The organism is Sphingobacteriaceae bacterium (assembly GCA_002319075.1).
Classification (GTDB): Bacteria; Bacteroidota; Bacteroidia; order B-17B0; family Aurantibacillaceae; genus Aurantibacillus.
Map to the genome: position 1 here is coordinate 2343237 of NVQB01000001.1, position 25420 is coordinate 2368656.

At 37.1% G+C, this 25420-nt stretch carries 24 protein-coding genes; 14 read left to right on the top strand and 10 right to left on the bottom strand.

The window, feature by feature from the left end:
• Positions 1-29: 29 nt before the first annotated feature.
• On the bottom strand, positions 30-1154 hold the full coding sequence (locus CNR22_10215) for a glycosyltransferase (protein ID PBQ32130.1): 1125 nt from the start codon (positions 1152-1154) through the stop codon (positions 30-32).
• A 67-nt stretch (positions 1155-1221) separates the two neighbouring features.
• Between CNR22_10215 and CNR22_10220 the strand changes: the two genes are divergently transcribed.
• From CNR22_10220 to CNR22_10245, 6 genes are read left to right on the top strand one after another with little or no spacing between them, the layout of a single operon-like run.
• Positions 1222-2241 carry a UDP-N-acetylenolpyruvoylglucosamine reductase gene (locus tag CNR22_10220; GenBank protein PBQ34870.1) on the top strand — a complete coding sequence of 340 codons (1020 nt, stop codon included), beginning with the start codon at positions 1222-1224 and terminating at the stop codon, positions 2239-2241.
• Positions 2241-3290 carry a glycosyl transferase family 1 gene (locus tag CNR22_10225; GenBank protein PBQ32131.1) on the top strand — a complete coding sequence of 350 codons (1050 nt, stop codon included), beginning with the start codon at positions 2241-2243 and terminating at the stop codon, positions 3288-3290. Before CNR22_10220 ends, CNR22_10225 begins: the two co-directional genes overlap by 1 nt.
• Entirely contained in the window at positions 3271-4227 is a 957-nt protein-coding gene (locus tag CNR22_10230; protein PBQ32132.1) for an epimerase, read from the top strand. The genes CNR22_10225 and CNR22_10230 overlap by 20 nt, the downstream gene beginning before the upstream one ends.
• A 6-nt stretch (positions 4228-4233) precedes the next feature.
• Positions 4234-6123: an asparagine synthase (glutamine-hydrolyzing) gene (asnB, locus tag CNR22_10235; GenBank protein ID PBQ32133.1), complete on the top strand. Its 1890-nt coding sequence runs from the start codon at positions 4234-4236 to the stop codon at positions 6121-6123.
• A complete protein-coding gene (locus tag CNR22_10240) occupies positions 6113-7270 on the top strand; it encodes a glycosyl transferase family 1 (GenBank protein PBQ32134.1) in 1158 nt (385 codons plus the stop codon). The genes asnB and CNR22_10240 overlap by 11 nt, the downstream gene beginning before the upstream one ends.
• Complete coding sequence (locus tag CNR22_10245) at positions 7251-7808, top strand: colanic acid biosynthesis acetyltransferase WcaF (GenBank protein ID PBQ32135.1); 558 nt, start codon at positions 7251-7253, stop codon at positions 7806-7808. Before CNR22_10240 ends, CNR22_10245 begins: the two co-directional genes overlap by 20 nt.
• 3 nt (positions 7809-7811) lie before the next feature.
• Here the strand turns inward: CNR22_10245 and CNR22_10250 are convergent, their stop codons facing one another.
• A complete protein-coding gene (locus tag CNR22_10250) occupies positions 7812-10022 on the bottom strand; it encodes a RelA/SpoT family protein (GenBank protein PBQ32136.1) in 2211 nt (736 codons plus the stop codon).
• Positions 10023-10138: 116 nt separating this feature from the next.
• On the opposite strand from CNR22_10250, the gene CNR22_10255 reads away from it, so the two are divergent.
• Positions 10139-10744: a hypothetical protein gene (locus tag CNR22_10255; GenBank protein ID PBQ32137.1), complete on the top strand. Its 606-nt coding sequence runs from the start codon at positions 10139-10141 to the stop codon at positions 10742-10744.
• Here the strand turns inward: CNR22_10255 and dprA are convergent.
• Positions 10736-11857 carry a DNA-protecting protein DprA gene (dprA, locus tag CNR22_10260; protein ID PBQ32138.1) on the bottom strand — a complete coding sequence of 374 codons (1122 nt, stop codon included), beginning with the start codon at positions 11855-11857 and terminating at the stop codon, positions 10736-10738. The two genes, CNR22_10255 and dprA, sit on opposite strands and share 9 nt — an antisense overlap.
• 107 nt (positions 11858-11964) lie before the next feature.
• Between dprA and CNR22_10265 the strand changes: the two genes are divergently transcribed.
• Positions 11965-13389, top strand: a complete 1425-nt coding sequence (locus CNR22_10265; protein ID PBQ32139.1) for a sugar acetyltransferase — start codon at positions 11965-11967, stop codon at positions 13387-13389.
• Complete coding sequence (locus CNR22_10270) at positions 13389-14693, top strand: hypothetical protein (protein PBQ32140.1); 1305 nt, start codon at positions 13389-13391, stop codon at positions 14691-14693. Before CNR22_10265 ends, CNR22_10270 begins: the two co-directional genes overlap by 1 nt.
• A 43-nt stretch (positions 14694-14736) precedes the next feature.
• On the opposite strand, the gene CNR22_10275 is transcribed toward CNR22_10270, so the two are convergent.
• Both CNR22_10275 and CNR22_10280 read right to left on the bottom strand, forming a co-directional pair.
• A complete protein-coding gene (locus CNR22_10275; protein ID PBQ32141.1) occupies positions 14737-16485 on the bottom strand; it encodes a hypothetical protein in 1749 nt (582 codons plus the stop codon).
• Between the two features lie 156 nt (positions 16486-16641).
• Positions 16642-17613, bottom strand: coding sequence for a hypothetical protein (locus CNR22_10280; protein ID PBQ32142.1), 972 nt, complete (start codon positions 17611-17613; stop codon positions 16642-16644).
• A 35-nt stretch (positions 17614-17648) separates the two neighbouring features.
• On the opposite strand from CNR22_10280, the gene CNR22_10285 reads away from it, so the two are divergent.
• The gene (locus CNR22_10285; protein ID PBQ32143.1) at positions 17649-17927 is read left to right on the top strand and encodes a hypothetical protein; all 279 of its coding nucleotides are present in this window, start codon (positions 17649-17651) and stop codon (positions 17925-17927) included.
• On the opposite strand, the gene CNR22_10290 is transcribed toward CNR22_10285, so the two are convergent.
• The 4 genes from CNR22_10290 to CNR22_10305 all read right to left on the bottom strand — a co-directional run bounded on the left by CNR22_10290 (position 17901) and on the right by CNR22_10305 (position 20994).
• Positions 17901-18692 carry an energy transducer TonB gene (locus CNR22_10290; protein ID PBQ32144.1) on the bottom strand — a complete coding sequence of 264 codons (792 nt, stop codon included), beginning with the start codon at positions 18690-18692 and terminating at the stop codon, positions 17901-17903. The two genes, CNR22_10285 and CNR22_10290, sit on opposite strands and share 27 nt — an antisense overlap.
• Before the next feature lie 11 nt (positions 18693-18703).
• Positions 18704-19351, bottom strand: coding sequence for a biopolymer transporter ExbD (locus tag CNR22_10295; GenBank protein ID PBQ32145.1), 648 nt, complete (start codon positions 19349-19351; stop codon positions 18704-18706).
• Between the two features lie 41 nt (positions 19352-19392).
• A complete protein-coding gene (locus tag CNR22_10300; GenBank protein ID PBQ32146.1) occupies positions 19393-20076 on the bottom strand; it encodes a biopolymer transporter ExbD in 684 nt (227 codons plus the stop codon).
• Between the two features lie 102 nt (positions 20077-20178).
• Positions 20179-20994, bottom strand: a complete 816-nt coding sequence (locus tag CNR22_10305; protein ID PBQ32147.1) for a flagellar motor protein MotA — start codon at positions 20992-20994, stop codon at positions 20179-20181.
• A gap of 2 nt (positions 20995-20996) precedes the next feature.
• Here CNR22_10305 and CNR22_10310 point away from each other — a divergent pair, with 2 nt between their 5' ends.
• The 4 genes from CNR22_10310 (at position 20997) to mqnC (ending at position 24929) form a co-directional block, all read left to right on the top strand.
• Entirely contained in the window at positions 20997-21212 is a 216-nt protein-coding gene (locus tag CNR22_10310; GenBank protein PBQ32148.1) for a hypothetical protein, read from the top strand.
• Between the two features lie 145 nt (positions 21213-21357).
• Complete coding sequence (locus CNR22_10315) at positions 21358-21711, top strand: MmcQ-like protein (GenBank protein PBQ32149.1); 354 nt, start codon at positions 21358-21360, stop codon at positions 21709-21711.
• Positions 21712-21779: 68 nt separating this feature from the next.
• Positions 21780-23678 carry a hypothetical protein gene (locus CNR22_10320; protein PBQ32150.1) on the top strand — a complete coding sequence of 633 codons (1899 nt, stop codon included), beginning with the start codon at positions 21780-21782 and terminating at the stop codon, positions 23676-23678.
• 123 nt (positions 23679-23801) lie between these two features.
• Positions 23802-24929 (top strand): dehypoxanthine futalosine cyclase, encoded by a 1128-nt coding sequence (gene mqnC, locus CNR22_10325; GenBank protein PBQ32151.1) that lies wholly within the window; start codon positions 23802-23804, stop codon positions 24927-24929.
• A 1-nt stretch (position 24930) separates the two neighbouring features.
• Here mqnC and CNR22_10330 read toward each other — a convergent pair whose 3' ends face one another.
• On the bottom strand, positions 24931-25290 hold the full coding sequence (locus tag CNR22_10330) for a hypothetical protein (GenBank protein PBQ32152.1): 360 nt from the start codon (positions 25288-25290) through the stop codon (positions 24931-24933).
• Positions 25291-25420: the final 130 nt, after the last annotated feature.

Below are 25420 nucleotides of genomic sequence, written 5' to 3' on the forward strand. Positions count from 1 at the left end.
TAAATTAATAGAATGAAGATTTAATTTTATCACCGGGCCTGGTTAATAAGGTCAAGAAGCTTTATTTTTTCCGTCGACCAGTTAAGTTCGATTTTTGCCTTTTGTGTATTGTTTTTATAGTCTGTAAGTCGCGAAGATGCAATAAGGTTGGTTATTGCTGAGGCAATTGTTTTAGGTTGATGATCTGTTATAAATTCTCCCACACCATAAAAGGCAACGATATTTTCTATTTCCGGTAAATGGCTTGCTAATATGGGAACTCCGGCATTTATGTAATCAAAAATTTTATTTGGAAGGCTGTAGTGATAATTGAGATTTGTGTTTTTATCGATACTCAGCCCAAGATCAGAATTATAGGTATAATGCATCAGTTCAGTTTTGGGAATTTTCGAGATCAATCTTACTTTACCGGATAAGGATTTAGTTTTTATTTTTTCTTCAAGTAGTTTCCACACATCACCACTGCCAATAATTAAAAGAAGGGCGTTTTCTACCAATGCCATTGCATCAATTAACTCTTCAGCACCCCGGTCAACGTTAATACCCGCACCTTGTAAAAGCAGAATTTTTTTATCAATAGGAAGATTAAGGTCTTGTCGTGATTTTGGAATAAATGATGATTGGTATTCTGAAATGTTCCTGATGCTGTGAAACGGTACCCCGTATTTTTGGCTGAACACTTTCGCTATACTGTCGTTAACGGTAATGCAGGTTTTTAATTTAGGCACAATTGATCCTTCTATTTTCAGCCAGATAGTTCTTTTAAAAGGTGCATCTTGTAATTCAGGCACTTCACAAAACAATTCATGACTATCGTAAATAAGTGGAATTTTTTTAAGTTGAGAAATAAGATAGTTAGGAAGTAAAGTATCGAGATCGTTTGAATAGAGCAGGTCAGCCCTTTTAAAAAGCAACTTTAAAAAAAGTCTCAGGTTGAAAAAGAGGTAAAATAAAGGGCCTGTTTTAAAGAGCAAGTTCATTCGGATTGCTCTAAAAGGCCAGCTTGGAAGTTCTAAAGAAGAGGGTAATTTTCGCCCAATTAAGACGACATCATAACCCGATTCTTTGAGAGCAAAACAAGTTTTATTTACACGGTTGTCGGTTACAAGATCATTTATAACGCTAACAATTGCTATTTTTTTTGTTGTAAACAAATACTTTGTTGATATTGGCTTAAAGATAGAAATATTACACCTAATTTATTACATATTTTTGCTGCAGATGCTGCAGATTAAAGAAAAGGTTAACCTGAAATCCTACAATACGTTTGGTATTGAAGTTTATTGCGATTACTTCGCGGAAATAAATTCGGTAGAGGATTTTCAGGAATTAGTTTCTAACCCGCTTTATAAATCGAACCAAAAATTAATTATAGGGGGCGGTAGTAATCTGTTATTTACAAAAGATTTTAAGGGGATTGTTCTTAAAAACAATTTGAAAGGGATAAGCCTTGTTTCTGAAAATGAAGATGAGGTGATTGTAAAAGTAGCGGCAGGTGAAGTGTGGCACGAGTTTGTACTTTACTGTATTTTAAATAACTATTCAGGACTCGAAAATTTGTCTTTAATTCCTGGATGCGTGGGTGCCAGTCCTATGCAAAATATAGGGGCCTATGGAGTTGAAATTAAAGAGGTTTTTGATTCTCTGGAAGCTCATGCTATGCTGGATGGAACGCGAAGGGTTTTTAGCAAAGCAGAATGCGAATTCGGATATCGGGAAAGTGTTTTCAAACACAAATACAAAAGCGAGTTTTTTATAAGTTCGGTGAGCTTTAAGTTAAAAAAGCATGCTAAAATCAATACTAGTTACGGTGCTATTAACACGGAATTACACGCAATGAATATTTCGGAGCCCACTATTAAAGATGTTTCTAATGCTGTTATTCATATCCGTCAAAGTAAATTACCTGATCCAAAAATAACAGGCAATGCCGGTAGTTTTTTTAAGAATCCCGAAGTTCCAGCGGCAAAATTTCAAAGCCTTAAAAATACGTTTGAAGGATTAGTTGCCTACCCTTTGGATAATGGAAATTATAAATTGGCTGCCGGCTGGATGATCGAACAAAGCGGCCTAAAGGGATATGAGCGTAAAGGGGCGGCAGTTCACGACAAACAGGCACTTGTTTTAGTGAATAAAAACAACGCAAAAGGCGAGGATGTTTTAGAACTCTCGGCCTATGTTATTAAAGCTGTTCAGGATAAATTCGGAGTTACCCTTGAGCGAGAAGTAAATATTATTTAATGAAAGTCCTTTTTCTATATACTGAGCTTGCAGATTATTTTTTAAAATGTTGTGAAGAACTTGCTAAATCAGCTGAGGTACACATTGTTCGATGGCCGGTGAATAAAGAAGCTCCTTTTCAGTTTGACTATTCTGAGAAAATAAGAGTTTACGATAAAGACAAGTACAGCTTCCAACAATTGCAGGAACTGGTAACAGATATTAATCCTTCGCTGATTATTTGCAGCGGTTGGATCGATAAAGACTATTTAAAAATTACAAAACCCTACTTTAAAAAGATTCCAACTATTTTAACCTGCGACACTCATTGGAGAGGTGATTTAAAGCAATACGTGGCTATAATATTAAGTCGTTTCTTTTTATTAAATACCTTTTCACAGGCTTGGGTGCCGGGGCAGCCTCAAAGTACTTATGTAAAAAAGCTGGGGTTTAAACCATCAAAAATCGCAACGGGATTTTATTGCTGCGATCTTCTAAAGTTTAACCGCATTTATTCAGCTCAGAAGAAAACAAAACAAGAAGATTTTCCTAAGCGGTTTTTATACGTGGGCAGGTACTACGATTTTAAAGGCGTTCACGATTTATGGCAGGCTTTTATCGAATTGCAGAAAGAGAATGCCAGTGAATGGGAGCTTTGGTGTTTGGGCACCGGAAATTTAAAACCCCTGGAGCACCCAAAAATAAAACATTTTGGATTTGTTCAACCTAAAGATTTGGAACCTATCCTCGAAAAAACGGGTGTGTTTGTATTACCAAGTCGGTTCGAGCCGTGGGGTGTTGTAGCTCATGAGTACGCAGCATCGGGTTTTCCTCTGCTTTTAAGCAAAGCGGTGGGAGCCGGAGAGGCATTTCTTGAAGAAGGAAAAAATGGTTTTTCTTTCAACCCTCAGAATGTACCAAATCTGAAAAAAGACCTAAAAAAAATAATGGATTTAAACCATAAAGAGTTAATTTTAATGTCAGAACACAGTCATTTATTGGCTCAAAAACTGAATCCTGAAAAGTGGGCAAATACTGTGTTATCCTTCTATGAAAGCAGCAAAAAATAAAATTTTAGTAACCGGGGGTGCAGGCAATATTGGCAGTGCTTTAGTAGAAAGACTTATCAAAGACCCTTCGAACTTCGTTGTTATAGTAGATAACCTATCTACCGGTTTTTTATCTAAACTTCCTTCGAAGGAAATTGCGAATTGGAAATTAATTAAAGCCGACGTAAATAACTTTAATGATATTTCAGCGGTGATGCTCTCCTATAATTTTGATTACGTGTTCCATTTTGCTGCAGTAGTGGGAGTTATCAGAACACAGGAAAATCCAATTGATGTTTTAAATGATATAGAGGGTATAAAAAACATCCTGAATTTATCCAAGAACTCTTCGGTAAAGCATGTTTATTTTTCTTCAAGTTCTGAAGTATATGGCGAACCTGTTGAGCTTCCTCAGAATGAACATCGTACACCTCTTAATTCGCGCGTTCCCTACGCTGTTGTAAAAAATGTAGGAGAATCTTTCTTTAGAAGCTACTGGCAAGCCTATGGTTTACCCTATACAATTTTTAGATTCTTCAATACATACGGGCCAAATCAAAGTACCGATTTTGTAGTAGCTAAATTTTTGGCAGCGGCATTAAAGAATAAGGACATTTCTATTTATGGTGATGGCTCTCAAACCCGCACTTTTACTTATGTTGAAGATACCGTTGAAGTTTGCAATAAGATTTTTGAAAATCAGCTCTTATCTAATGATGTAATCAACATTGGTAATGATGAACTTATGACGGTTAAAGAACTTGCGGAACTTACTATTAAAGTTACGGGCTCTACTTCCAAGATTGTTTATCAGGCACCTTTGAAAGAAGGCGATATGACACGTCGCCAGCCCGATAACACCAAGATGCGCCAGATACTCAACAAGGGCTTAATTGGGATTGAAGAAGGTTTAAAAAAAATGATTAAAAATGAACGCTTCCTAAAATCTATAGAGTAGAAATTTATGTGCGGGATTAACGGATTTATTTCTGATCGCTTTTCGAATGAAGAAAAACTTCCAATAGTCCGGAAGATGAATGCTACGCTCTCTCACCGAGGTCCTGACAATGAGGGAAGTTGGCAAAGTGACAATATTTGTTTAGGACACAGGCGCCTTTCTATTATTGATCTGAGCCCGGAAGGAAACCAGCCATTTTTTTCAGCTGACAAACGCTATGTTATCGTATACAATGGAGAATTGTATAATTATAAAGAGCTAAAACTTGATTTGCAACGTTCTGTTCATGGGTCCAATACAGCACCCTATTTTTTTCAAACCAGCTCTGACACCGAAGTAATCCTTGCGGCCTTCATTAGGTGGGGAATTAAGTGTCTGGACTATTTTAACGGGATGTATGCTTTTGCTATTTATGATAATCAAGAAAAAAAGCTTACGATAGCAAGAGATAGAATAGGGGTAAAGCCTTTGTACTATTATTATGGTGACGAAGGTCTAATGTTCTCTAGTGAGATGCGGCCCATTATTCATTCAGGAATAAAGGCATTCAAACTTAATAAAGATGTGTTAGCCGAGTACGCCATGTACCAAACGGTGTTTGCTCCGAATACAATTGTAAAAGGGATAAAGATGTTACTGCCGGGACATCTCATGGAATATGAAAACGGCAAGGCTACTGTTACAAAGTATTATAACCTCAATAAAATTGACAACACTTCGCGAGATCTTTCTTATAAAGACATTTGCAAAAATGTGCATGACCTGTTGGGTCAATCTGTTCAAAGAAGGCTGGTTGCGGATGTGCCCTTTGGCGCTTTTCTTTCGGGAGGCATCGATTCCAGTGCTATTGTTGGTTTAATGAGTCAGGTAAGTTCTGAGAAAATACAGACTTTTAATATCAGCTTTGATGAAAGTGAGTTTTCGGAATCTAAGTATGCACAACTCATAGCAAAAAAATTTAATACTCAACATCACGAAATAAAATTAACACCAGAAGAATTTTTAAATCAATTACCGGAAGCTCTTGCTGCAATGGACCATCCTAGTGGCGATGGACCGAATACCTATATCGTTTCAAAAGCAACTAAACAAGCCGGTGTAACTATGGCGCTGAGTGGTATTGGGGGAGACGAAATCTTTGCAGGTTATGACGTTTTTAAACGTATGGCAGAGTTGCAAAAAAAATCGTGGTTAAATGCAGTTCCCGGTTTTGCACGAAAGGCAGTAGGTTTTGCTATTCAGCAACAAAAGAAAAGCATCAGTGGAAATAAAATTCAAGAGCTCTTAGCGCAGGATAAAATTGATTTTGAATCGGCTTATCCTCTGAACAGAAGTTTATTTACGCAAAAGGAATTGAACAAGCTGGTAATGGACGCCCACCCCTTTTCAAATATTGCAAAGCTGGTTTCTGAAGTGCAGCAAAAGGAAAATTATCTTTTAAGTGCGGTATCTATCGCAGAAATAAACACATATCTTCAAAACACTTTATTACGTGATGCTGATCAGATGAGCATGGCTGTAGCTTTAGAAGTTCGGGAACCCTTCTTGGACTATAAGCTCATAGAATTTGTTTTAGGCGTAACGGATGAACATAAATTTCCTCACACGCCTAAAAAGTTATTAGTTGATAGTCTTGGAGATTTACTTCCAGGGGAGGTAGTAAACCGCACGAAAATGGGCTTTACACTGCCTTGGAAGAATTGGCTTAAGGACGAATTAAAGAGTTTTTGCGAAATGAATATAAATGCCCTCGAAGACAAAAATCTTTTCTTAAAAAACAGTCTAAAAGATTTATGGAAAAGATTTTTAAATGGTGATATTACTGTTACCTGGGCAAGGATATGGCATTTGGTAGTATTAAATAATTGGATGGATTCAAATAAGATTGAGCAGTAAACCCAACATACTTGTTTTTATAGATTGGTTCTGGCCTGGTTATCTGGCAGGGGGACCCGTTCAGTCAATAGTTTCGCTGGTTAACTATTTAGGAAATGATTTTAATTTTAAAATTATTACTACCAACTCTGATCTTAATAGCGAAAAGTCATATCCCGGGATTGAATCGAATAAATGGACAAAGTCCTTTATGGGTTGTGATGTTTTTTATGCCGACGCAAAGACACTTAATGCCGACGCTATTAAAAAAATAGTTGATGGAATTACTTTTGAAAAAGTTTATATCAACAGTTTTTTTTCGAAACACTTTTCTATCGTACCCTTACAGATTCTCAATAAGTATTATAAAAACACACCTGTTGTTCTTGCTCCAAGGGGTATGCTTGGAGATGGCGCCCTTGCTATAAAAAAATTCAAAAAGAAATTATTTCTGATTTATTCAAAACTTGTTGGCCTTCATTCAAAAGTAATTTGGCATGCAACCTCTACACAGGAAGAACAGGAAATTAAGAAGAATTTTCATCCAAAACGGATCGTCAAAATCTCTAATCTTCCTAAAAAACTTAGCTCTACTTATAAGAAAACAAAGAAGCCAGGAAGTCTTCATCTCTGTTTTATCTCACGAATTAGCGAGAAAAAAAACCTTCTTTTTGCCTTACAGATTTTAGAGAAAATAGAAGACATTAACATTCGGTATAATATTTACGGGCCTTTGGAAGATCAACTTTACTGGGAGAAATGTGAGTTTGTAATAAAAAGGATGCCCTCAAATGTATGTGTAACTTATAAGGGAAGTATTGATCCAACCGAAATTGAGACTGTATTGGCAGATGAACATATGATGTTTCTTCCAACCTTAAACGAAAATTTTGGCCATTCGATCGTCGAAAGTTTATTATGCGGATGTCCGGTAATAATTAGCGATCAAACGCCCTGGAACGATTTAGAAGAGCACGGCGCTGGATATGCGATAAACCTTAGCGATAAACAAAAATTTAGGGAAGCTATAAAAAAATCGGCCGCTTTAAACGAGCAGGAATTTTTGAGCAGTAGTAAAAAAGCAATTAGTTATATTAGCGATAAAATTGATTTGCAAAGTATAACAGAACACTATAAAACACTATTTAATGAGTCAATTAAAGACTGATCTTTCAACATTCAATAACGATTGGTACAAGCCGGGTAAGAATTTATTTTACAGGGTAATGTGGTACACTATTAATCTTTGTTTCTTCCGCTCACCTTTTCCTTTCTATGGCCCGAAACGATTTCTTTTGCGCTTATTTGGCGCTAAAGTTGGCAAGGGGCTTATCATTAAACCCCATGTGTCTATCAAATATCCATGGAGACTGGTGGTTGGTGATCATGTGTGGATTGGCGAGGAAGTATGGATCGATAATCTTGCTAAAGTAACTTTAAAAAGTCATTCCTGCATTTCGCAGGGGGCCTTGCTTTTATGCGGCAATCACAATTATAAAAAAACAACGTTCGATCTTATTGTTGGTGAAATTACTTTAGAAGAAGGTTCGTGGGCGGGAGCCAAGACAGTAATTTGTCCCGGAGTGCGACTGGGCAGTAACAGCCTGCTAACAGTGGGTAGCATTGCAACTTCAAGCATCGAGGCGAATTGGATTTACCAGGGTAATCCCGCCAAAAAATTGAAAATCAGGGAAATTAAATATTAAGTTTTAAACTATTTCCTTCTGCTTCTCATCAATACGCTCCACATTATTTACACCTTTTACTTTTTTTAGATTTGAAATAAGGTGGTTTAAGTGTTTAGTATCGTGCACGTAAATCATAATAGTTCCTTCGAAAAGACCATCGTCCGTATCAAAGTTAATAGAGCGCATGTTCACGTTGTTTTCATTTGAAATAACTTTCGTGATATTGTTTACAATTCCTAATTCGTCTGTACCGGTAATTTTTAAGCCAGCTAAGAAAGAAATAAGCTGATCGTTAACCCACTTGGCTTTTACAACGCGATAAGCATAGTTGGAGAGTAATTTAATAGCGTTTGGACAATTTACACGGTGTATTTTTATGCCTTCTCCTACAGTAATAAATCCAAATACGTCATCGCCAGGAATAGGATTGCAGCAGGGCGCAAGATTATAATCGAGTTTTTGAAGATCATCTCCTATAACAAGCATATCTGTTTTTCCACGTGCGCTTGTAACGAGTTGCTCAATTTTCGGAGCTTCTTTCCTTCTTTTCTTTAAAGGGTTTTCTCTGAATTTTACAAAATCTCTTATTTCTTTCTGGTCAACATTTCCAAGGGCTGCTCGGTAAAAAAGTTCCTGCGAAGAGGGTAATTTTAAGAAAGTGCAAAACTCGTTTATGATCTGGTTATTAAATTCGAGTTTGTGACGATCGAACTTACGACTCATAATTTCTTTTCCTTCTTCGGCAATTTTTTTGCGTTGATCTTTTAAGCTATTCTTAATCTTCGACTTTGCCTTTGCTCTTATTACAAACGATAGCCAATCATCCTTAGGAACTTGTTTGCTACTGGTAAGAATTTCCACCTGGTCGCCGCTCGAAAGATGATGACTCAATGGAACCAACTTATGATTTACTTTTGCACCAATACAATGTTCTCCCACCTTGGTATGAATCTCAAAAGCGAAATCCAGGGCAGTAGAATTTACCGGAAGAGTCTTCATATCTCCTTTCGGAGTGAAAACAAACATTTCATCACTGAATAAATTCAGTTTAAAGTCATCAATAAATTCCAAAGCATTTGGATCGGGATTTTCCAGCATCTCGCGAATTCTTAATAACCAGTTTTCGAGTTTACTTTCTTTTTCCGCCGCACTATCCTTGTATTTCCAGTGCGCCGCATAGCCGTTCTCAGCAAGGTCATCCATACGCGTAGTACGAATCTGTACTTCTACCCATTTACCCTGTGGCCCCATAACTGTGGTATGGAGACTTTCGTAGCCATTGCTTTTAGGCGTGCTTATCCAATCTCGCAAACGTTCAGGACTAGGGTGATAAAAGTCGGTTATAATAGAGTATACTTTCCAGCAATCAGATTTTTCCTGGTCGAATGGCGAATCAATTACAATACGAATAGCAAACAAATCATAGATCTCATCAAAAGAAACATGTTTCGTTTTCATTTTATTGTAGATCCCGTAAATCGATTTCGGTCGGCCGAATATTTTCACTTTTAAACCTTGCTCAACCAGAATTTCTTTGAGGGGTTCAATAAATTTTTGAATGAATTTTTTTCTTTCGGGCTCGCTTTCCTTTAAACGAAGGGCAATTTCATTGTAGGATTCGGAATCTGTATATTTTAAACCTAAATTTTCAAGTTCGGTTTTAATGGCATTTAATCCCAGGCGATGAGCTAAAGGACCATACAAATAAAGTGTTTCACTGGCAATCTTCATTTGTTTGTCACGCTTCATGTGTTCAAGCGTACGCATATTATGAAGTCTGTCGGCAAGTTTTATGAGGATCACGCGAATATCCTCACTCATGGTCAGGAGTACTTTACGGAAGTTCTCAGCCTGTATGGATGAGGTATTGTCAATTACACCTGAGATCTTCGTAAGACCGTCTATAATCTGCGAAACTTTTTCTCCAAATAGGCCCTTAACATCTTCCAGCGTTAAATCAGTATCTTCGACGGTATCATGCAACAACGCGCATACTATGCCAGTACTTCCAAGGCCAATTTCTTCAGCACAGATTTGCGCAACAGCTATAGGATGGTAAATGTATGGTTCGCCACTTTTACGGCGCATTTCTTTGTGCGCTTCTACAGCTACCTCAAAGGCTTTGCGGATAATCTCCTTATCACCTTTTTCTAGTCGGCGTTTACAGGCGATGATAAGGTGTCTGTAGCGTTTTAAAATTTCTTTTCTCTCTGCTTCTAAGTCAATCTGCATACTAGCAACTAATTTATTCGGAATATAATGATGAAGGTATTAATTTTAGAGCATATTTAAAACCTAATAAATTGAAAATTGCGCTATATATCTATTACTTTTTTCGATCTATTATCTTGCGGGGACTGTTCAATAGCCTGGCATTGCTGAGAGCAGAACAGTTGTACGAAAAGAAGTTCGGCATAAGAACGTCTAAAATAAAGCGGAGTGATTCGGCAGAGTATTTTCATTACCAGGGCGCAAGTTATCAGCAGTTAAATCGTATTCTTACAGAGATCTACCCTTTTACAAAAGGCTTTCAATTTGTTGACATCGGTTGCGGCAAGGGGCGTGCTGTTTTTGTTGCTGAGTCGATAGGTTTTAATGATATAGCCGGCATAGAGCTGGATGAATCATTGCTGCATGAAGCCATCGAAAATCTAAAACTTTATCCTATGAAAAGGAAAGAATCTCACATAGAATTTTTGCAGGCAAACGCTTTAGATTATCATTATAAAAATATCAAGACTGTTTATTTTTTGTTTAATCCTTTTAATGAGGAGATTTTAAATAAAGTAGTGGAAAAAATAAAAGCAGAAAGCGCATCCGAAACCTGGTTTATTTATATGAATCCTCTCTACCCAAAACCTTTTGAAAACAGTGGAATAGAGCTGGTTAGGAAATTTAAAACAAGATTTTATACCGAGGCCAATGTATACAGAATGAATAACAAATTACATTAACTCGTACAATTTGCCCGGCTTGCTCTTGATTATGTTGCTAAACTCCAATTGTAACAAATAACCCGAAACCTTGCTAACAGGTAATTGCGTGGCCTGGCAAATTTCATCAATATGAATGCTTTTCTTTTCAGAAAACAAACTCACGATAATTTTTTCTTCTTCAGAAAGGTTTAACAGCAAGGGAACCTGTTTGGACTTATTTTTTGGTTTGTCTTTTTCCTGCCACTGCATCGCATATAGAAGATCGTCGGCATTTTCGATAAGTGCAGCGCGGTTTCTCTTTATAAGTCCGTTGCAACCTTCCGCCAGCTCATCTCCTGCTCTTCCGGGAAAAGCAAAAACATCTTTATTATAACTGTTTGCTATGGTGGCAGTAATTAAACTACCACCTGTTCTTTTACTTTCAATAACAACCAGCGCGTCGCATAAACCAGCAACAATACGATTGCGTTTTGGAAAATTAACAGCGTCGGGGTTGGTGCCGCTCATAAAATCAGTTAACAGTCCTCCTTGATTTATCATACGTTTGGCCACCTTATCATGTATCTGTGGATACATACGATCTAAACCATGGCCAACAACACCCACTGTTTGTAAGTTATGGTCAAGAGCTGCTTTGTGAGCCAATACATCTACACCATACGCAAGCCCGCTTAGTATAAGCGCGCCACTCTCGCTTAAGCCTTCTACCAGTTCCCTGGTCATTTGTTTACCATAATCACTCGGCTTACGCGTTCCTACAATGCCGATTATTTTTTCGCAATTGAGATTCGCATTACCTTTGTAATACAATAGAATTGGACCATCGCTGCAGTATTTTAGTCTTGAAGGATAATCTTCATCCGTAAAAAACAAAGGCTTGATCTTGTATTTCTCAATAAAACGTAATTCTTCTTCGGCACGGGTTAGAACAGAATGGCTGGCAATGATGGACTTTGCGTTGATTTCGCCTATACCGGGAATTTTCTGCAAATGTGATTTTTTCTGACGAAAAATTTCTTCGGCGTTTCCACAGTAGGCGAGCAGCGCTTTGGCGTTTATGTCACCAATCCCCTCAATTAAAGTAAGTCCAACTTGATAAAGGAGTTCAGATGATATTTGGGTTACTTGCATTTAAATGTAATCTCAACAAATCTAAAATAAATGATGCTCGCCTCTTGCTTTAATTTGTAGCATTTTTTATACTTAAATAAATTAATTAAGTTCGTTCAAAAATTCCTGTGGTATTCAGCAGCATCACCTTTCTGGTTTATTTTCTACCCTTTGTGATCCTGCTCTATCATTTTGTCGGAAAGCGCTTTAAGAACACATTTCTACTCATTGCCAGCATTGTTTTTTACGCCTGGGGAGCTCCGCGTTTTATCTTCGTTATTTTGGGTACAACCCTGCTTGATTTTTTCCTTGTTAGCGTCATGGATAATAGCCATAGCGAACGAAGACGTAAACTCATGATGATCTTTTCTATCTGCATGAATCTTGGGCTTCTATTCTATTTTAAATACTGCAATTTCTTCGTTGAGAATATAAACGCTGTTTTTTCCCTGGTGGGAGTTGAGCCTATAAAAATGCTGGAAATTGTTTTACCAATTGGCATCTCCTTTTATACTTTCGAGAGTCTTACCTATGTCATTGATGTTTACAGGCGTGTACATAAACCATTAAAGAATTTTTGGCACTATCAATTGTATATTATTCTTTTTCCAAAATTAATCGCCGGGCCAATTATTCGTTACCACGAAATAGCCGATCAGATCACAGATCGCAGCGCACAGGAAACGGTAGACAACAGGCTTGCGGGGTTTTTCCGTTTTGTGATCGGACTTTCCAAAAAAGTCTTTATCGCCAATACCATGGCCGTTTTTGCAGATTCAACTTTTAATGTCCCGGCTGATACATTAACCGCTGCTACAGCCTGGACAGGAATGCTGGCCTACACTTTTCAAATTTATTTTGACTTTAGTGGCTACAGTGATATGGCAATTGGACTTGCAAAGATATTTGGATTTCGGTTTCCTGAAAACTTTGACAATCCTTACACCTCGCAGAGTATCACAGAATTTTGGCGGCGTTGGCATATTACTTTGGGAAGTTGGATGAAAAATTATTTATACATCCCGCTTGGTGGTAATAAGGTTAGCAAAGCACGAATGTATTTTAATTTATGGCTGGTTTTTCTCGCTTCTGGTTTCTGGCATGGCGCTTCCTGGACCTTTATCATATGGGGGATTTATCATGGAACGTTTCTTGTTTTAGAAAGACTTTTTTTGTTAGAATTTTATAAGAAAATCGGAAAAATTCCATCAACCGCTTTTACTTTTTTATTAGTAGCCATTGGTTGGGTGTTCTTTCGCGCAGACTCGGCTTCCAGCGCCATTGGTATTCTAACAAAGTTGTTTAGTGTTAACTATACTTTACCAATTGGCTATTACACCAATCAATTTATTTTTTACTTTGGGCTAGCCGCGGTCTTTTCTTTTTTTACACTGGTTAAAGGCGCAGAAAAGCTTCAGATAAAAATTTTTGAACCCAGGGCAGCACTGGGAGGAACTTTGATTTATACTGTCACGGCTTGTATTTTATTTACTGTAGCCGTTGCCAGCATTGCGTCAAGTAGCTTTAATCCATTTATTTATTTTAGATTTTAATGGAGCAAGAAAAAATAGAAAGAAGTGGTAAAATCATAATCCTATTTGGATTACTGGCCTTTCTTTTTATTCCATTGATTCAAAATGTCACCCACATTAAAAAGTACGAAAAACCTCTTGAAGGCGCTTTCTATCCAGAGAGCGACACTGATATTTCATGGTTAAACTGGTTTAGCGGCGACTATCAAGCGCAGAAAGATAAATTTATTAAAGAAAATTTTGGCCTTCATAATTATTATATCCGGTTAATATGCCAGATAAATTTTTCGTTGTTTAAAAAAGCAAGCGTTTCTTACGTGGTTGTGGGTAAGGAGAATTATCTCTATGAAACTGGCTACATAGATGCTTATTACGGTAGAGATTTTATTGGACAGGCGAAGGTAGACAACTACATAAATAAGCTTAAGAGAATACAGGATACACTTGAAAAACAAAACAAGTTAATCTTTGCCGTATTCGCTCCAGGAAAAGCTTGTTTTTATCCAGAATTTATTCCTGACAATTACAAAAGTGAAAAAACAATAAGCAACTATCAAGCATTCAGAGACGCAGCTTTTAACAAAGGCCTTAACCACATAGATTTCTATAAATTTTTTCAGGACCAAAAAATAAAAAGTAAGTACCCTTTGTATCCACAATTAGGGATTCATTGGAGCAATTATGGCGCAATTTTAGCTTTTGATTCCATGGTTCACTATACAGAGAAAAAATTAGATATCGCTTTGGCGGATATCCAACTTACAAACATTGAACTTAGCGACTCCTTGCGAAATACAGATGATGATGCCATTAGAAGTTTAAACCTTTATAAGAATCCAAAGACTTTTAAAATGGCCTATCCGGACTTGAAAGTAAACTATGATTCGTTAAAACATAAAAAGCTTAGATTACTGGTTATATCCGATAGCTTCTGGTGGTACATTTATAGCACAGGACTTCCGGACAACATCTTCGCTCCAGCAAGATTCTGGTATTACAATAAAGAAATGTATCCTGAATCATTTACATCGCCCGTGCATGTTTCTGAAGTAGACTATGCAGCAAAAATACGGGAAGCAGATGTAATAATTATCATGCATGCAGAAGCAACATTGCATAAGTTTGGAGGGGGATTTGTAGATATGTGCTACGATACATATTACAAACCAAACAAACGGAAAGAAGAATTGCAGGCTATCAAAGAAAAAATAAGAAGTACGCCTGCGTGGTTTAAAGAAGTCTCTGAAAAAGCACAGAATAGTGGTTTGGAAGTTGATTCGATGTTAACCCTGGATGCCATCTACATGCTGGATCATAAAAAATAGAGGCCATAAAAAAGCCCTTCTGATTTCAGAAGGGCTTTTTTATTTAATTCTTAGCTCCGGGTTTAGGTGCCGCAGTTGGCTGAGGTTTTTTAGGATTTAGAAAAGCATTTGCTTTAACATTCGTTGGATCAAGTTCTTTTACGAGTAGCCATTGCTCTTTAGCTTTTGCATCGTCTTTTTTAGTTACATAATAAAAGCCAAGGTATTCATAAGCTTCAATAATATTAGCTTTGTAAGAAGAGGTTCTCTCTTCAGGTTTTACGAGTTGAATTACTTTTTCGTAATACGTTTTTGTAGAATCACTGGTTACTTTTGGATCAATGATAGAGTTTGTTCTGCCTCTCCATGTGTAGCCCCATGGCCAAACAGTGTTTAATTGCGTTAAATGTTTAAAGGCAGTGTCAGCTTTTACAAAGTTTGATAAAGCTTCTTCTTCTTTTGCGCTCACTTCAGGATTGTCGGTTGGCTTTTTCTTTTTCGCAAGCGCATCCTTCATGTCGTTAACTTCTTTTTGTTTGGCTGTACCTGTGAAATAATACGCTTTACCCAGATCAAAGAAATCGTTTACATTTAAATTTTTATAATTTCCTTTTGCTTTTTTCTCCATGTAAAGAATTACTTTATCGTATTTTTTATTTTTAGCAGCCATGGTGGCTAAAGTTCCGTAAATCTCACCTGCAGACGAAGAATCAAGTGCAATGGCTTTTTCCATTTGAATAACGCCCAAAGAATCTTTACCCATCTTAGATAACAGAATTCCCTTGTATTTGTAATCGTTTGAAATGTATTTAAAATTTGGACCAGCGGTGTCAAAAAATTTATTGATCGCTTTTAATCCTTTTGTGAAAGCAGCAGTATCTGTTTTGTTTCCAGCCTCAGCATAACTGTATGCAGCTAAACGCTCCAGGTAAACATTGTCAAAATTCGCTTTTTTCAGGCTTTCATATTCTGTTACGGCTTCTGAATATTGTTTGTTTGCGAAGAGTGCACTCATAAAACGGTAACGGGCATAATCACTGTTGTTTAACTCCAGGTATTTTTTCCAGTTCTCAATAGATTTAGATGGTTGTCCGGCTAATGAATACAGTTCTGCAATCTCCCTGTATGCCGGAGCGAAGTTAGGGTCAATGCCCATAGCTTTTTTATAATAATCTAAAGCTAATTGATAGTTTCTACCACGTTGGTAAAGTTTTCCTTCACGTAAAATACCTTTGGTGCTTTTTGAATTTAAGGTAGAAGCTGTCTGGTAACTTTTAACGGGAGCGCTACCATCTGTTGGATTTTTCTCCAATTGAGCGTCACCTAACAAAATATAATTCTCAGGATTTTTCGGATCAATTTTAATGGCGCTGGTAGCAAGAGCTATGGCTTCGTCTGCATTTTTAGTATCTGTCACTAACCATGCTTCAGCAATTCTGCGAAGAACTTCGGCGTTTTTATTTGCGCCTAACGTTACTGCTTTAAAGAATTGGGTTTTAGCTTCGGCAGTTTTTCCGTTTGCTAACAGGACTTTTCCAACTCCTACATAGTTTAAAGGATTTGTAGCATTTGTTTCTGCTCCTTTAGTATACATATAATTAGCACTGTCGATCTCTCCTTGTTTAAAAAAGTTTTCTCCAAAATAAAAATAATTCTCGCCTTTAGCAGGATCTTTAGCAATAAGAGATCGGTAGCCTGCTTCAGCTACTTCAAAATTCTCATTGTCGGTCTTTGTAATTAATTCCTGCAGGGTTTGTGCGAATCCTGCAACTGTTGACAGAGCAAACGCTGCTGTATAAACTAAATTTTTCATATGTTGCTTTTTAATATCGCGTTACTTCTTGTTTAATGATGATGAGAGAATCGGCGATAAACTATTATTTTTGAAAGTTTAAAAATAGGTATTTATGTGTTTACAAAGGGGATGCCAGATAAAATTGTAGGATCTTTTTTAAGGTATTTTAAGAGATTAATCCTGACTTTTATCAACTTCTCTTTCCATGTTTATATGCAGAGACCTTTCTCCCTGACGCGCAGGCAACAAGCCCTGCTTTAAAAAGGTAAGCTGCCCTTTGGGACCCGCTATAAAACTTTCAAAACCTTTGGCTAGAGAAAATTCTCCTGTTTTACGCATCACATATACAGTTCGGGTAAAAGGATAAGTTTCCAATTTAAAGCTGCTTTGACTTGGCAATTCGTAAGAAGTGGATCCTGCTTTGCTGACGCTAAGAAATTTTATCTTATCTGTATTGGCTTTATAAACAGAATCGTCTGTATCGCTCAGCCATGCAAAGTCGACAAAGGCTATGGAGTTTTTGTTTTTAGCTACATAGTTAATACTCTCAAGACTTGAATTTAAAATGCTACAGCTCGAAGAGAGTTTCTTTTCTTTGAGAACTGAATCCATCATGTAATGAAGTACAGCAGAATTATTTTTATCAAAAAGTACTGTCAGCGTTTGTTCTTTTCCCATGCTATCTTTAAAAGCATAGGGATGAGATAAGATTTCGATTACTTGTTCGTAAGAAAGACTTGTTATATTGGTGTTTACATTCGCGATAACAGCAATTCCACTCTTTGCAACCGCTGTGTATTTTGGAGAGTATTGCTTAGAATCGAACGCTTTTTTTTCTTTAGGTGTAAGAAGTCTGGATATTACAATTGCCTCGCAACTGTCAGTGTATAGCGCTTGCACAGCTTCATTCTCAGACGATTCAAAAAGTTCTATCTCAACATTTTTATAGTGTGATTCAAAGGTGGCTGTTTGATTTTTTACATGCAAAGCTAAGCCCTCATCGTAGTACACTTTTAGTTTCCCTGAAGTGGGCGAATTATCATTATAGTCATTTTTAAAGGGGCCACTACAGGATGTACACAGCAGTATAAAGGCCAGAACAGAGTAAACTTTAATGGTTTTAAGAGCTGAAATTCTAGTCTTCATATTTATTTTGTTTTAATAACTGACGTAATCTAAAAATGCGGTATACTGCATACGCTAACAATAGTAAAACAAAGAAAATGCGCTTTGGACCGAATAATCTGTCGTCCATAAAATTAGTAAAAGCAAAGGCTATGGCCCCCGATAAAACTAAAAGTATCATTATCATGCCAAACCAGATGGCCATTGTATTTAATCCGAGTTTCATAGTTTGTGTTTTTATACTTCTGTTGAGTGCCAAAAAAAGCCACAATGTTGATCTTGCGGCTTTTTTTGAGAGTGAGCTTAATTTATTGAATTTTGAAACTAAACGGTAAGTTGAAATAACATTTTACTGCGCGTCCCGTCATTTTTGCGGGTTTCCATTTCGGCATGGATTTAACCACACGAATAGCTTCCTTATCGCAATCAGGACATCCTGGAACGCCTTTTAAAACTTCAACATTACTAATATCACCAGTTTCGTTTACAACAAATTTAAGGAAACATTTCCCTGAAATTCCTGCTTCACGAGCCATTGCTGGATATTGAACATTTTGTTGAATGTATTTCATCATAGCCGCTATACCGCCTGGAAATTCTGCATTTTCTTCCACGATTGTAAAAATCTCCGGAGCTGCAGGTTCGCCTGGTCCATTATCAACGGTTGGAGGAGCAATAATTTGTTCACCTTCCTGATCTTTCACGCCAACTTGCGTTTCCTTTACTTCTTCCTGTAATTTTTGAGGCTCTTCTTCAACAGCATCATCTTTAATTACGGGAGGCGTAAATTTCACCATCTCAACCATTGGGGGTGGTGGTGGCGGCGGTGGGGGAGGTGGTTGTTCTTCCTGAGGCGGCGGCGGAGTCAAATCAATTTGTTCCACTTTAATAGTCTCAGCAATGATTTCTTTTTTCGGACGATCTGCAAATTTCTTTACGCCTAATAAAACGAAAGAAAATAGGATCATTCCACCAATAATAAGCGTTACACGTTTATTGTAGTTTCTTCTTAGTTCGTAAGCACCATAGTTTTGGTTACGACCTTCAAAAACAATGTCGTTCCTTTCATCTAGTGTTACGCTATTCCAGCTTTTAAACATTATTACCTCCTTTAGTTAGCTCCAACTTTTTCGTTAACCAGATCGAGCTCAGGTTTCATGATATCTACCATAACGTACTTTCCTACTACGTTAATGTTTAATTCGTCAATTACGTCAATTACGTTTTTATACGTTGCCTTATCATCTGTTTTAATAAGGTAGGTAAACGACGATTTATCAGCTTTAACTTCTCTAACCATGCGTTTAAACGTGGTATCAGCCATTTGTTTCTTTTGATGTCTGTCGTCTAAAGCTTTAATTTGATCCTGCATAGCCTTGTTTTTTTCAAGTAAGTATTTATGCAAACCGTTAGAGCCTCCCTGAGCGAAACTTAGTTCTGCCAAAGTAGTTTTTGGTCCTTTAACCGGATCATCCGTAGGTTTAAACTCACCTTCGTAATAGAAGATTCTATCATCCTTTGACAATAAAAAAGTAATACCATTTTTTATCGGAGGAGAGTCATCTAATTTTTCCGGAGGCGCCGGAAACGTAAGCTCCATGGATTTAGGTTTACTGAAAGTAGCTGTTAAAACGAAGAACGTTAATAACAAAAACGCTAAGTCAACCATGGGAGTCATATCTACACGGGTAGACTGTTTCTTGGCTCTTTTTTTACCGCCTTTGTGGCCACCGCCACCGCCGTCTTGTATCTCTGCCATTGTTAATTAAATTTTTATACTGCCTGGGCAGCGTTAATTCTTTATTTTACAGGATTTATAACTGTTCCGCCACCTTCTAAAGAAGTGATCAAATTAAACTGATAGATCTTTAGGTCGGTAAAGGTTTTAACAACGTCCTTCACAAAAATGTACTTTGTTTTAGCAGCACATTTAATAGCGTAACGTGGTTTCTCTGCTTTAAAATCCTGGTTTTTTGCTTCTGCAGCATCTTTAGCTGCCAGGTATGTTTCCACTGCTTTTTTACCACCAATCGCAATCCAGTCTTTTAACTGATTGTTAGGAGTAATAGTATCCAATGGAACTCCGGTTTGACCTTTAAAGTTTTTACGTTCATCTTCTTTTGCATTGATGTATGCAGGAAGATCTTTTATATCAACACCAAAACTCGGTAAACCGCTGAACTTTTTTATTTGTTCTTCGGTAAAACCAACTTTGTATTTAGCAGCCATCTCTCTCAGGGCTTCCATCTTTGCAGTGGAGTTGCTTATCCCGAAAAAGGAACGGCCTTTATCGTCGATGGTTACCATGATATGATTATCCGGTAAATCTACCTGTCCAATGGAGGAAGGAGGATCCACCACCACTGGTTCGGCCATACGAAAAGAAGCTGTCAACATAAAGAATGTAACCAGAAGGAACGCTAAGTCCACCATGGGCGTCATATCTATCGAAGGCGATCCGCCTTTTGATGGTTTTTTTGACATCTTTTGTTTCTTTTTATTTAGATGAATACTTTATTAAAATTCCATAAACTCAAGATGAAAAATTATCTGAATTTATTTTTCCCCGCATAAGCGGAAAGGAATTTATTTTCCGGTTGATTGAAATTCTTTTACAATAGAGAAACCTGCTTCATCCATTGCATAAGTAATCTGATCGATACGGTTACTGAAATAGTTATAAAAAATAATAGCTAAAGCAGAAGTTAAGATCCCAACCAAAGTGTTTACAAGAGCTTCAGAGATACCAGTTGCTAATGCCGAAGTATCAGGAGCGCCCGCAGCAGATAAAGCCGAGAATGCCGTGATCATCCCTACAACCGTTCCAATAAGACCAGCTAAAGTTCCGATGGAAGCCATTGTTGAAATAACAACCATGTTTTTAGATAACATTGGTAATTCTAAAGAAGTAGCTTCTTCAATAGATTTCGTTATTGCCTCAACTTTTTGCTCTTTATCCATATGCGAATCGTTTTCAACGAAACGGTATTTTAAAATACCTTCGTGAACAACATTAGCTAAAGATCCACCTTGTCTGTCGCATTCTGCTAAAGCACCTTCGAAATCGTGGTTAGAAATTAAGGTTTTAATTTTAGATACAAATTTATCGGTGTTTCCTTTTCCACTTGCTTTCATAATAGTGATGAAACGCTCAATAGCAAAAGTAATTACAGTTAATAAGAAACCGATTAAGATTGGCACAATGAATCCACCCATGTACATGGTTCCAAGAATATTAATGGGAGTTCTGTGACCGCTGGCGCTTGCATGTCCACCACCTTCAAAGTTAGAAGGAGCTCCTAAAATAGCCTTGTAAATAAAGACTCCAAGTCCAAGACAAATTACAATGGCTAAGGCCGAAACAATTAGTGGGAAACCTCCCGATGTTTTTTTTGTGCTCATGTTTGTTTGTTATTTTTGATTTGTTTGTTAGTTTAAATTTTAAGAACGCCAAACTTAATAAAATAGTTTTAAAAAACTATCAAGTGCTCAGTATTTTTGATGTTTTAACGGTAATTACAGTGCAAATATTTCGAAGTTTTATAAATAAATTAGGTGCTGTTTTACATCTGGCATTAAATTCAGGATATTTGGACACCAATATTAAGAAATTGTTATGAATGCTGTAATCAGTGTGGGAACGCAGTTTTTCGGGGATTGATGTGCGACGGAAACTACATAATTTTAAGTTTTTTTAAGCCTTTAAATATGGATCATTCTAAATTAAATCATATTAATAATTAATGTATTAAATACACTTATTCAATGAATGCAGAAGAAATCAGAGAAATATGCCTTTCTAAAAAAGGTGTTGAAGAAGGTTTTCCGTTTGGAAATGAAACGCTGGTATTCAAGGTTGGAGGTAAGATTTTTTTATTGGTAAGCCTTGAATCGCAAATACTACAATTTAATGCAAAATGCATGCCTGACCGGGCAATTGAACTAAGGGAAAAATTTTCTACCATTTTGCCGGGGTACCACATGAATAAAAAACATTGGAATACTGTAATCTGCGACGGCTCAATTCCTAAAGTATTGATAAATACTATCATAGAAGATTCTTACCAGCTCGTTTTATCCAGTTTAACTAAGAAAATAAGGGCTGAATTTGCTTTATAAAAAAAGCGGATCCAGAGTTATTCGTTTGGAAAAATTATTTATCTTAGACGAAAATTAATTCTAAAATCATGAAAAGAAAAATTACTCTTCTACTTCTTGCGGCTGGATCTCTATTCAAAATGAATTCGCAAGTGGTACTTTCTGAAAACTTTACGGCAACTTGGACGCCGGCTACCTTTAACTGGGGTGTGCAAAACAACTCTTCTGCTGCTGGCAGCTTAAGCTGGTTTCAGGGAAACGGTACAAATGTATTTCCGGCGTATAACGGCGGAGTTAACGATTATTACGCAGCAAACTTTAATAGCCAGGCTACTACGCAAGGCGGTATCAGCAATTGGTTAATTACTCCAACTGTAACTATTTACAATGGTGCGGTTATCGAATTTGCAACCAGAACTCCTAATACAGCAACTGTATTTCCTGATGGTTTACAATTAAGAATGAGTACTGCAGGTGTATCTTCTGTTATTCCTACAGGTAGTGCAAGTGTTGGTACTTTTACCAATTTATTATTAGACATTAATCCTTTATTATCAACAAGTACTGCATCTGCAGTAAGTAATGGAAGTGTTAACGGGTATCCTAACGCATGGACAGTTTATTCTGTTCAAATCAGCGGTGTTACAGGAACAGTGACTGGGCGTTTTGCGTTCCGTTATGTTGTTGATGATGGAGGTCCGAACGGAACTAACAGTAGCTATGTTGGAATTGACGCAGTGAAATATACTTTACCTTGCGGACCAACAGTTCAAAACTACACAACTTGTGCTGGTGCGTCTACAACAATCCAGGCAATGGGTTTACCAGTTACCACTTATTCATGGAGTACTGGTGCTACAACTTCTTCAATCGTTGTTAGTCCTAGTACTACTACTACTTATTCGTTATATCCTTCAGCCAATGCAACTTCTTGTGGTACTGTTATTACAGCAGTAATAACAGTTAGTACCAATTTACAAGTAGGTGTAAGCGCATCTGATAATACAGTATGTGCCGGAGAAACTGTTACTTTAACTGCTTCTGGATCAGCTACTTCTTACACATGGATTGCAGGTAGTACTCCAATCGGAACAGGTGCAGTAATTACTGTTACTCCGGGCGCTAATACTACTTATAGTGTAGCAGGTCAAACTGGTTTTTGTTTTGGTGGTACAGGTATTTCTATTACAGCTTTACCTAATCCAACAGTTACAATTGCAACTGCAAACTCTGTAGTTTGTGTTAACGGTCCTTCAACAACAGCAACTTTCTCAGCTGGTGGTGCAAGCGCTTATTTATGGGTAGTTGGTGCTAGCACAGCAACCAATGTTAATATTAACTTGATCATTTCTGCGCAAACGGCTACAACTCCTGCAGCTTACACTCAAACTGTAGGTTTACTTGGGCAAAGTGCTAATGGATGTATTTCTGAAGCTATTTACACTTTAACTATTAACAAGACTCCATCTTTATCTGTTGCTTCAAACACAGTAAAGGCTTGTACAAATTCAACTGTAACTCTTACTGCAACTGCTACTAATAGCACTGCAATCAGCGGTTATACATGGACTTCAGGTTCAGTTACGGGAACAACAAATCCTTTAGCTTTAGCAGTGGGTACTGTTGTGGGATCTAAAACAATTTCAATAGTAGTTAGTTCAGCTAATGGTTGTACAAACACTGCAACCTTCTCTCAAAGTGTTGCTGTTTGTAGTACTACTACAACTACTAATACAGTTGGAGTTGGTTCTTACAGCCCAAGCGAAGAGTTATCTATCTTCCCAAATCCTTTTGCAAATGAATTAAGAATTAGCGCTTTAGATGGTAAAGTGATTGTTTATAACACTTTAGGACAAGCTGTGATTACATCGGTTGTTCGTTCTTCAGAAACAATCAACACTTCAGAATTACCTAAAGGTGCCTATTTCGTTAAAGCATTTAACGAAAATGGTGAAGTGGTTAAAACTGTGAAATTGGTGAAAAACTAATTTAAGGTTTAAATTCTTTAAGAGCCCGTCCCGATAATTATCGGGACGGGTTTTTTGTTTTTTAACCTTGTTCAAACAAATGATTTGGTAAATTTGTAAAACCTTTTGGGGTGGCTAATAATTATGACCGTTGATTCACTTTTAAACCGCGCTCTAGCTTTCGATTTTTTAAGTATAGAGGAAGGCGTTTTTCTTTTTGAGAATGCACCCACAGCCGATCTGGCATTTGTTGCAAATGAACTCAGAAAGATTCAGAAAAAAAACTCTAACAAAGTTACCTGGCAAATTGATAGAAATTTAAATACCACAAACGTTTGTATTGCGAATTGCAAATTCTGTAATTTTTATAGAATTCCAGGACATGCTGAGGCTTATATAACTGATATTGACACTTACAAAACGAAAATTGCTGAGACAATTAAGTATGGTGGTGACCAGCTTTTATTACAAGGGGGACATCATCCTGACCTTGGGCTTTCTTTTTATGTGAACCTGTTTAAAGAAATTAAATCTCACTTTCCCCAAATCAAATTGCACTCTTTAGGTCCACCTGAAATTGCACATATTACTAAACTGGAGAAAAGCACCCATACAGAAGTTTTAAAAGCATTAGTGGATGCTGGCCTTGACAGTTTACCCGGTGCGGGCGCAGAGATCTTAAACGACCGCGTACGTAGGTTAATAAGCAAAGGAAAATGCACAGGGCGCGAATGGCTGGAGGTTATGAAAGCCGCACATCAGTTGAACATCACAACAAGTGCTACTATGATGTTTGGGCACGTGGAAACTATTTATGAGCGTTTTGAACATTTAGTCTGGATTCGAGAAGTACAAGCTCAAAAACCCGCAGAGGCAAAAGGATTTTTGGCATTTATTCCCTGGCCTTTTATGGATGATGGTACCTTGTTGAAACGTGTGAAGGGAATTAAAAATAATGTCACTTCAGACGAATATATACGGATGCTTGCTTTAAGCCGTATCATGCTTCCTAATATTGAAAATATACAAGCGAGTTGGTTAACTGTTGGTAAAGCTACTGCACAAATATGCCTGCATTCTGGCGCTAACGATTTCGGCAGTATTATGATAGAGGAAAATGTTGTGAGTGCTGCAGGAGCGCCACACAGGTTTACTTATAAAACCATACAGGATTCTATTCGTGAAGCGGGGTTTGAACCGCAATTAAGAAATCAACAGTATGGTTTTCGTGAAATTCCTGAAGGTATTGAAGAACAGGTAGTGAATTATTAATTCATTTGCTCTGAATCTTTTTTTCAAAAATAACCTTCCACAAGCGATCGTTTACAGCTTTTAAGTGGCATATATCGCTTTCAAGCATTTCAATGTTTTTTTTCAATTCAACGATATAGCCCTCAGCTTTATTTAAATCCCTTTCAACGGAGCAATGTTCTGTACTAAGTATATCAAATCCACGTATATTTAATACCCGACAAATTCTTATTAGTTTTTCAATACTAAGATTACTCTTGTCAGACTCGAGCTTTGAATAGGCGGCCTGTGTAATATTTAATTGCACAGCCATATATTCCTGAGAGTAATTATGACTTTCGCGAATTTTTTTTATAAAAAAACCAAACATAGATCGAGCCATTCAGGCGGATCAATATTATAAAAAAAAGTACAATTTTACGCTATAGGTGTACTATTTTTTAATACACATTATAAGTGCTTTTTTTCCACTGCGTTTAAATTGTTTGGTATGCTTATAATTGTTTCAGAAA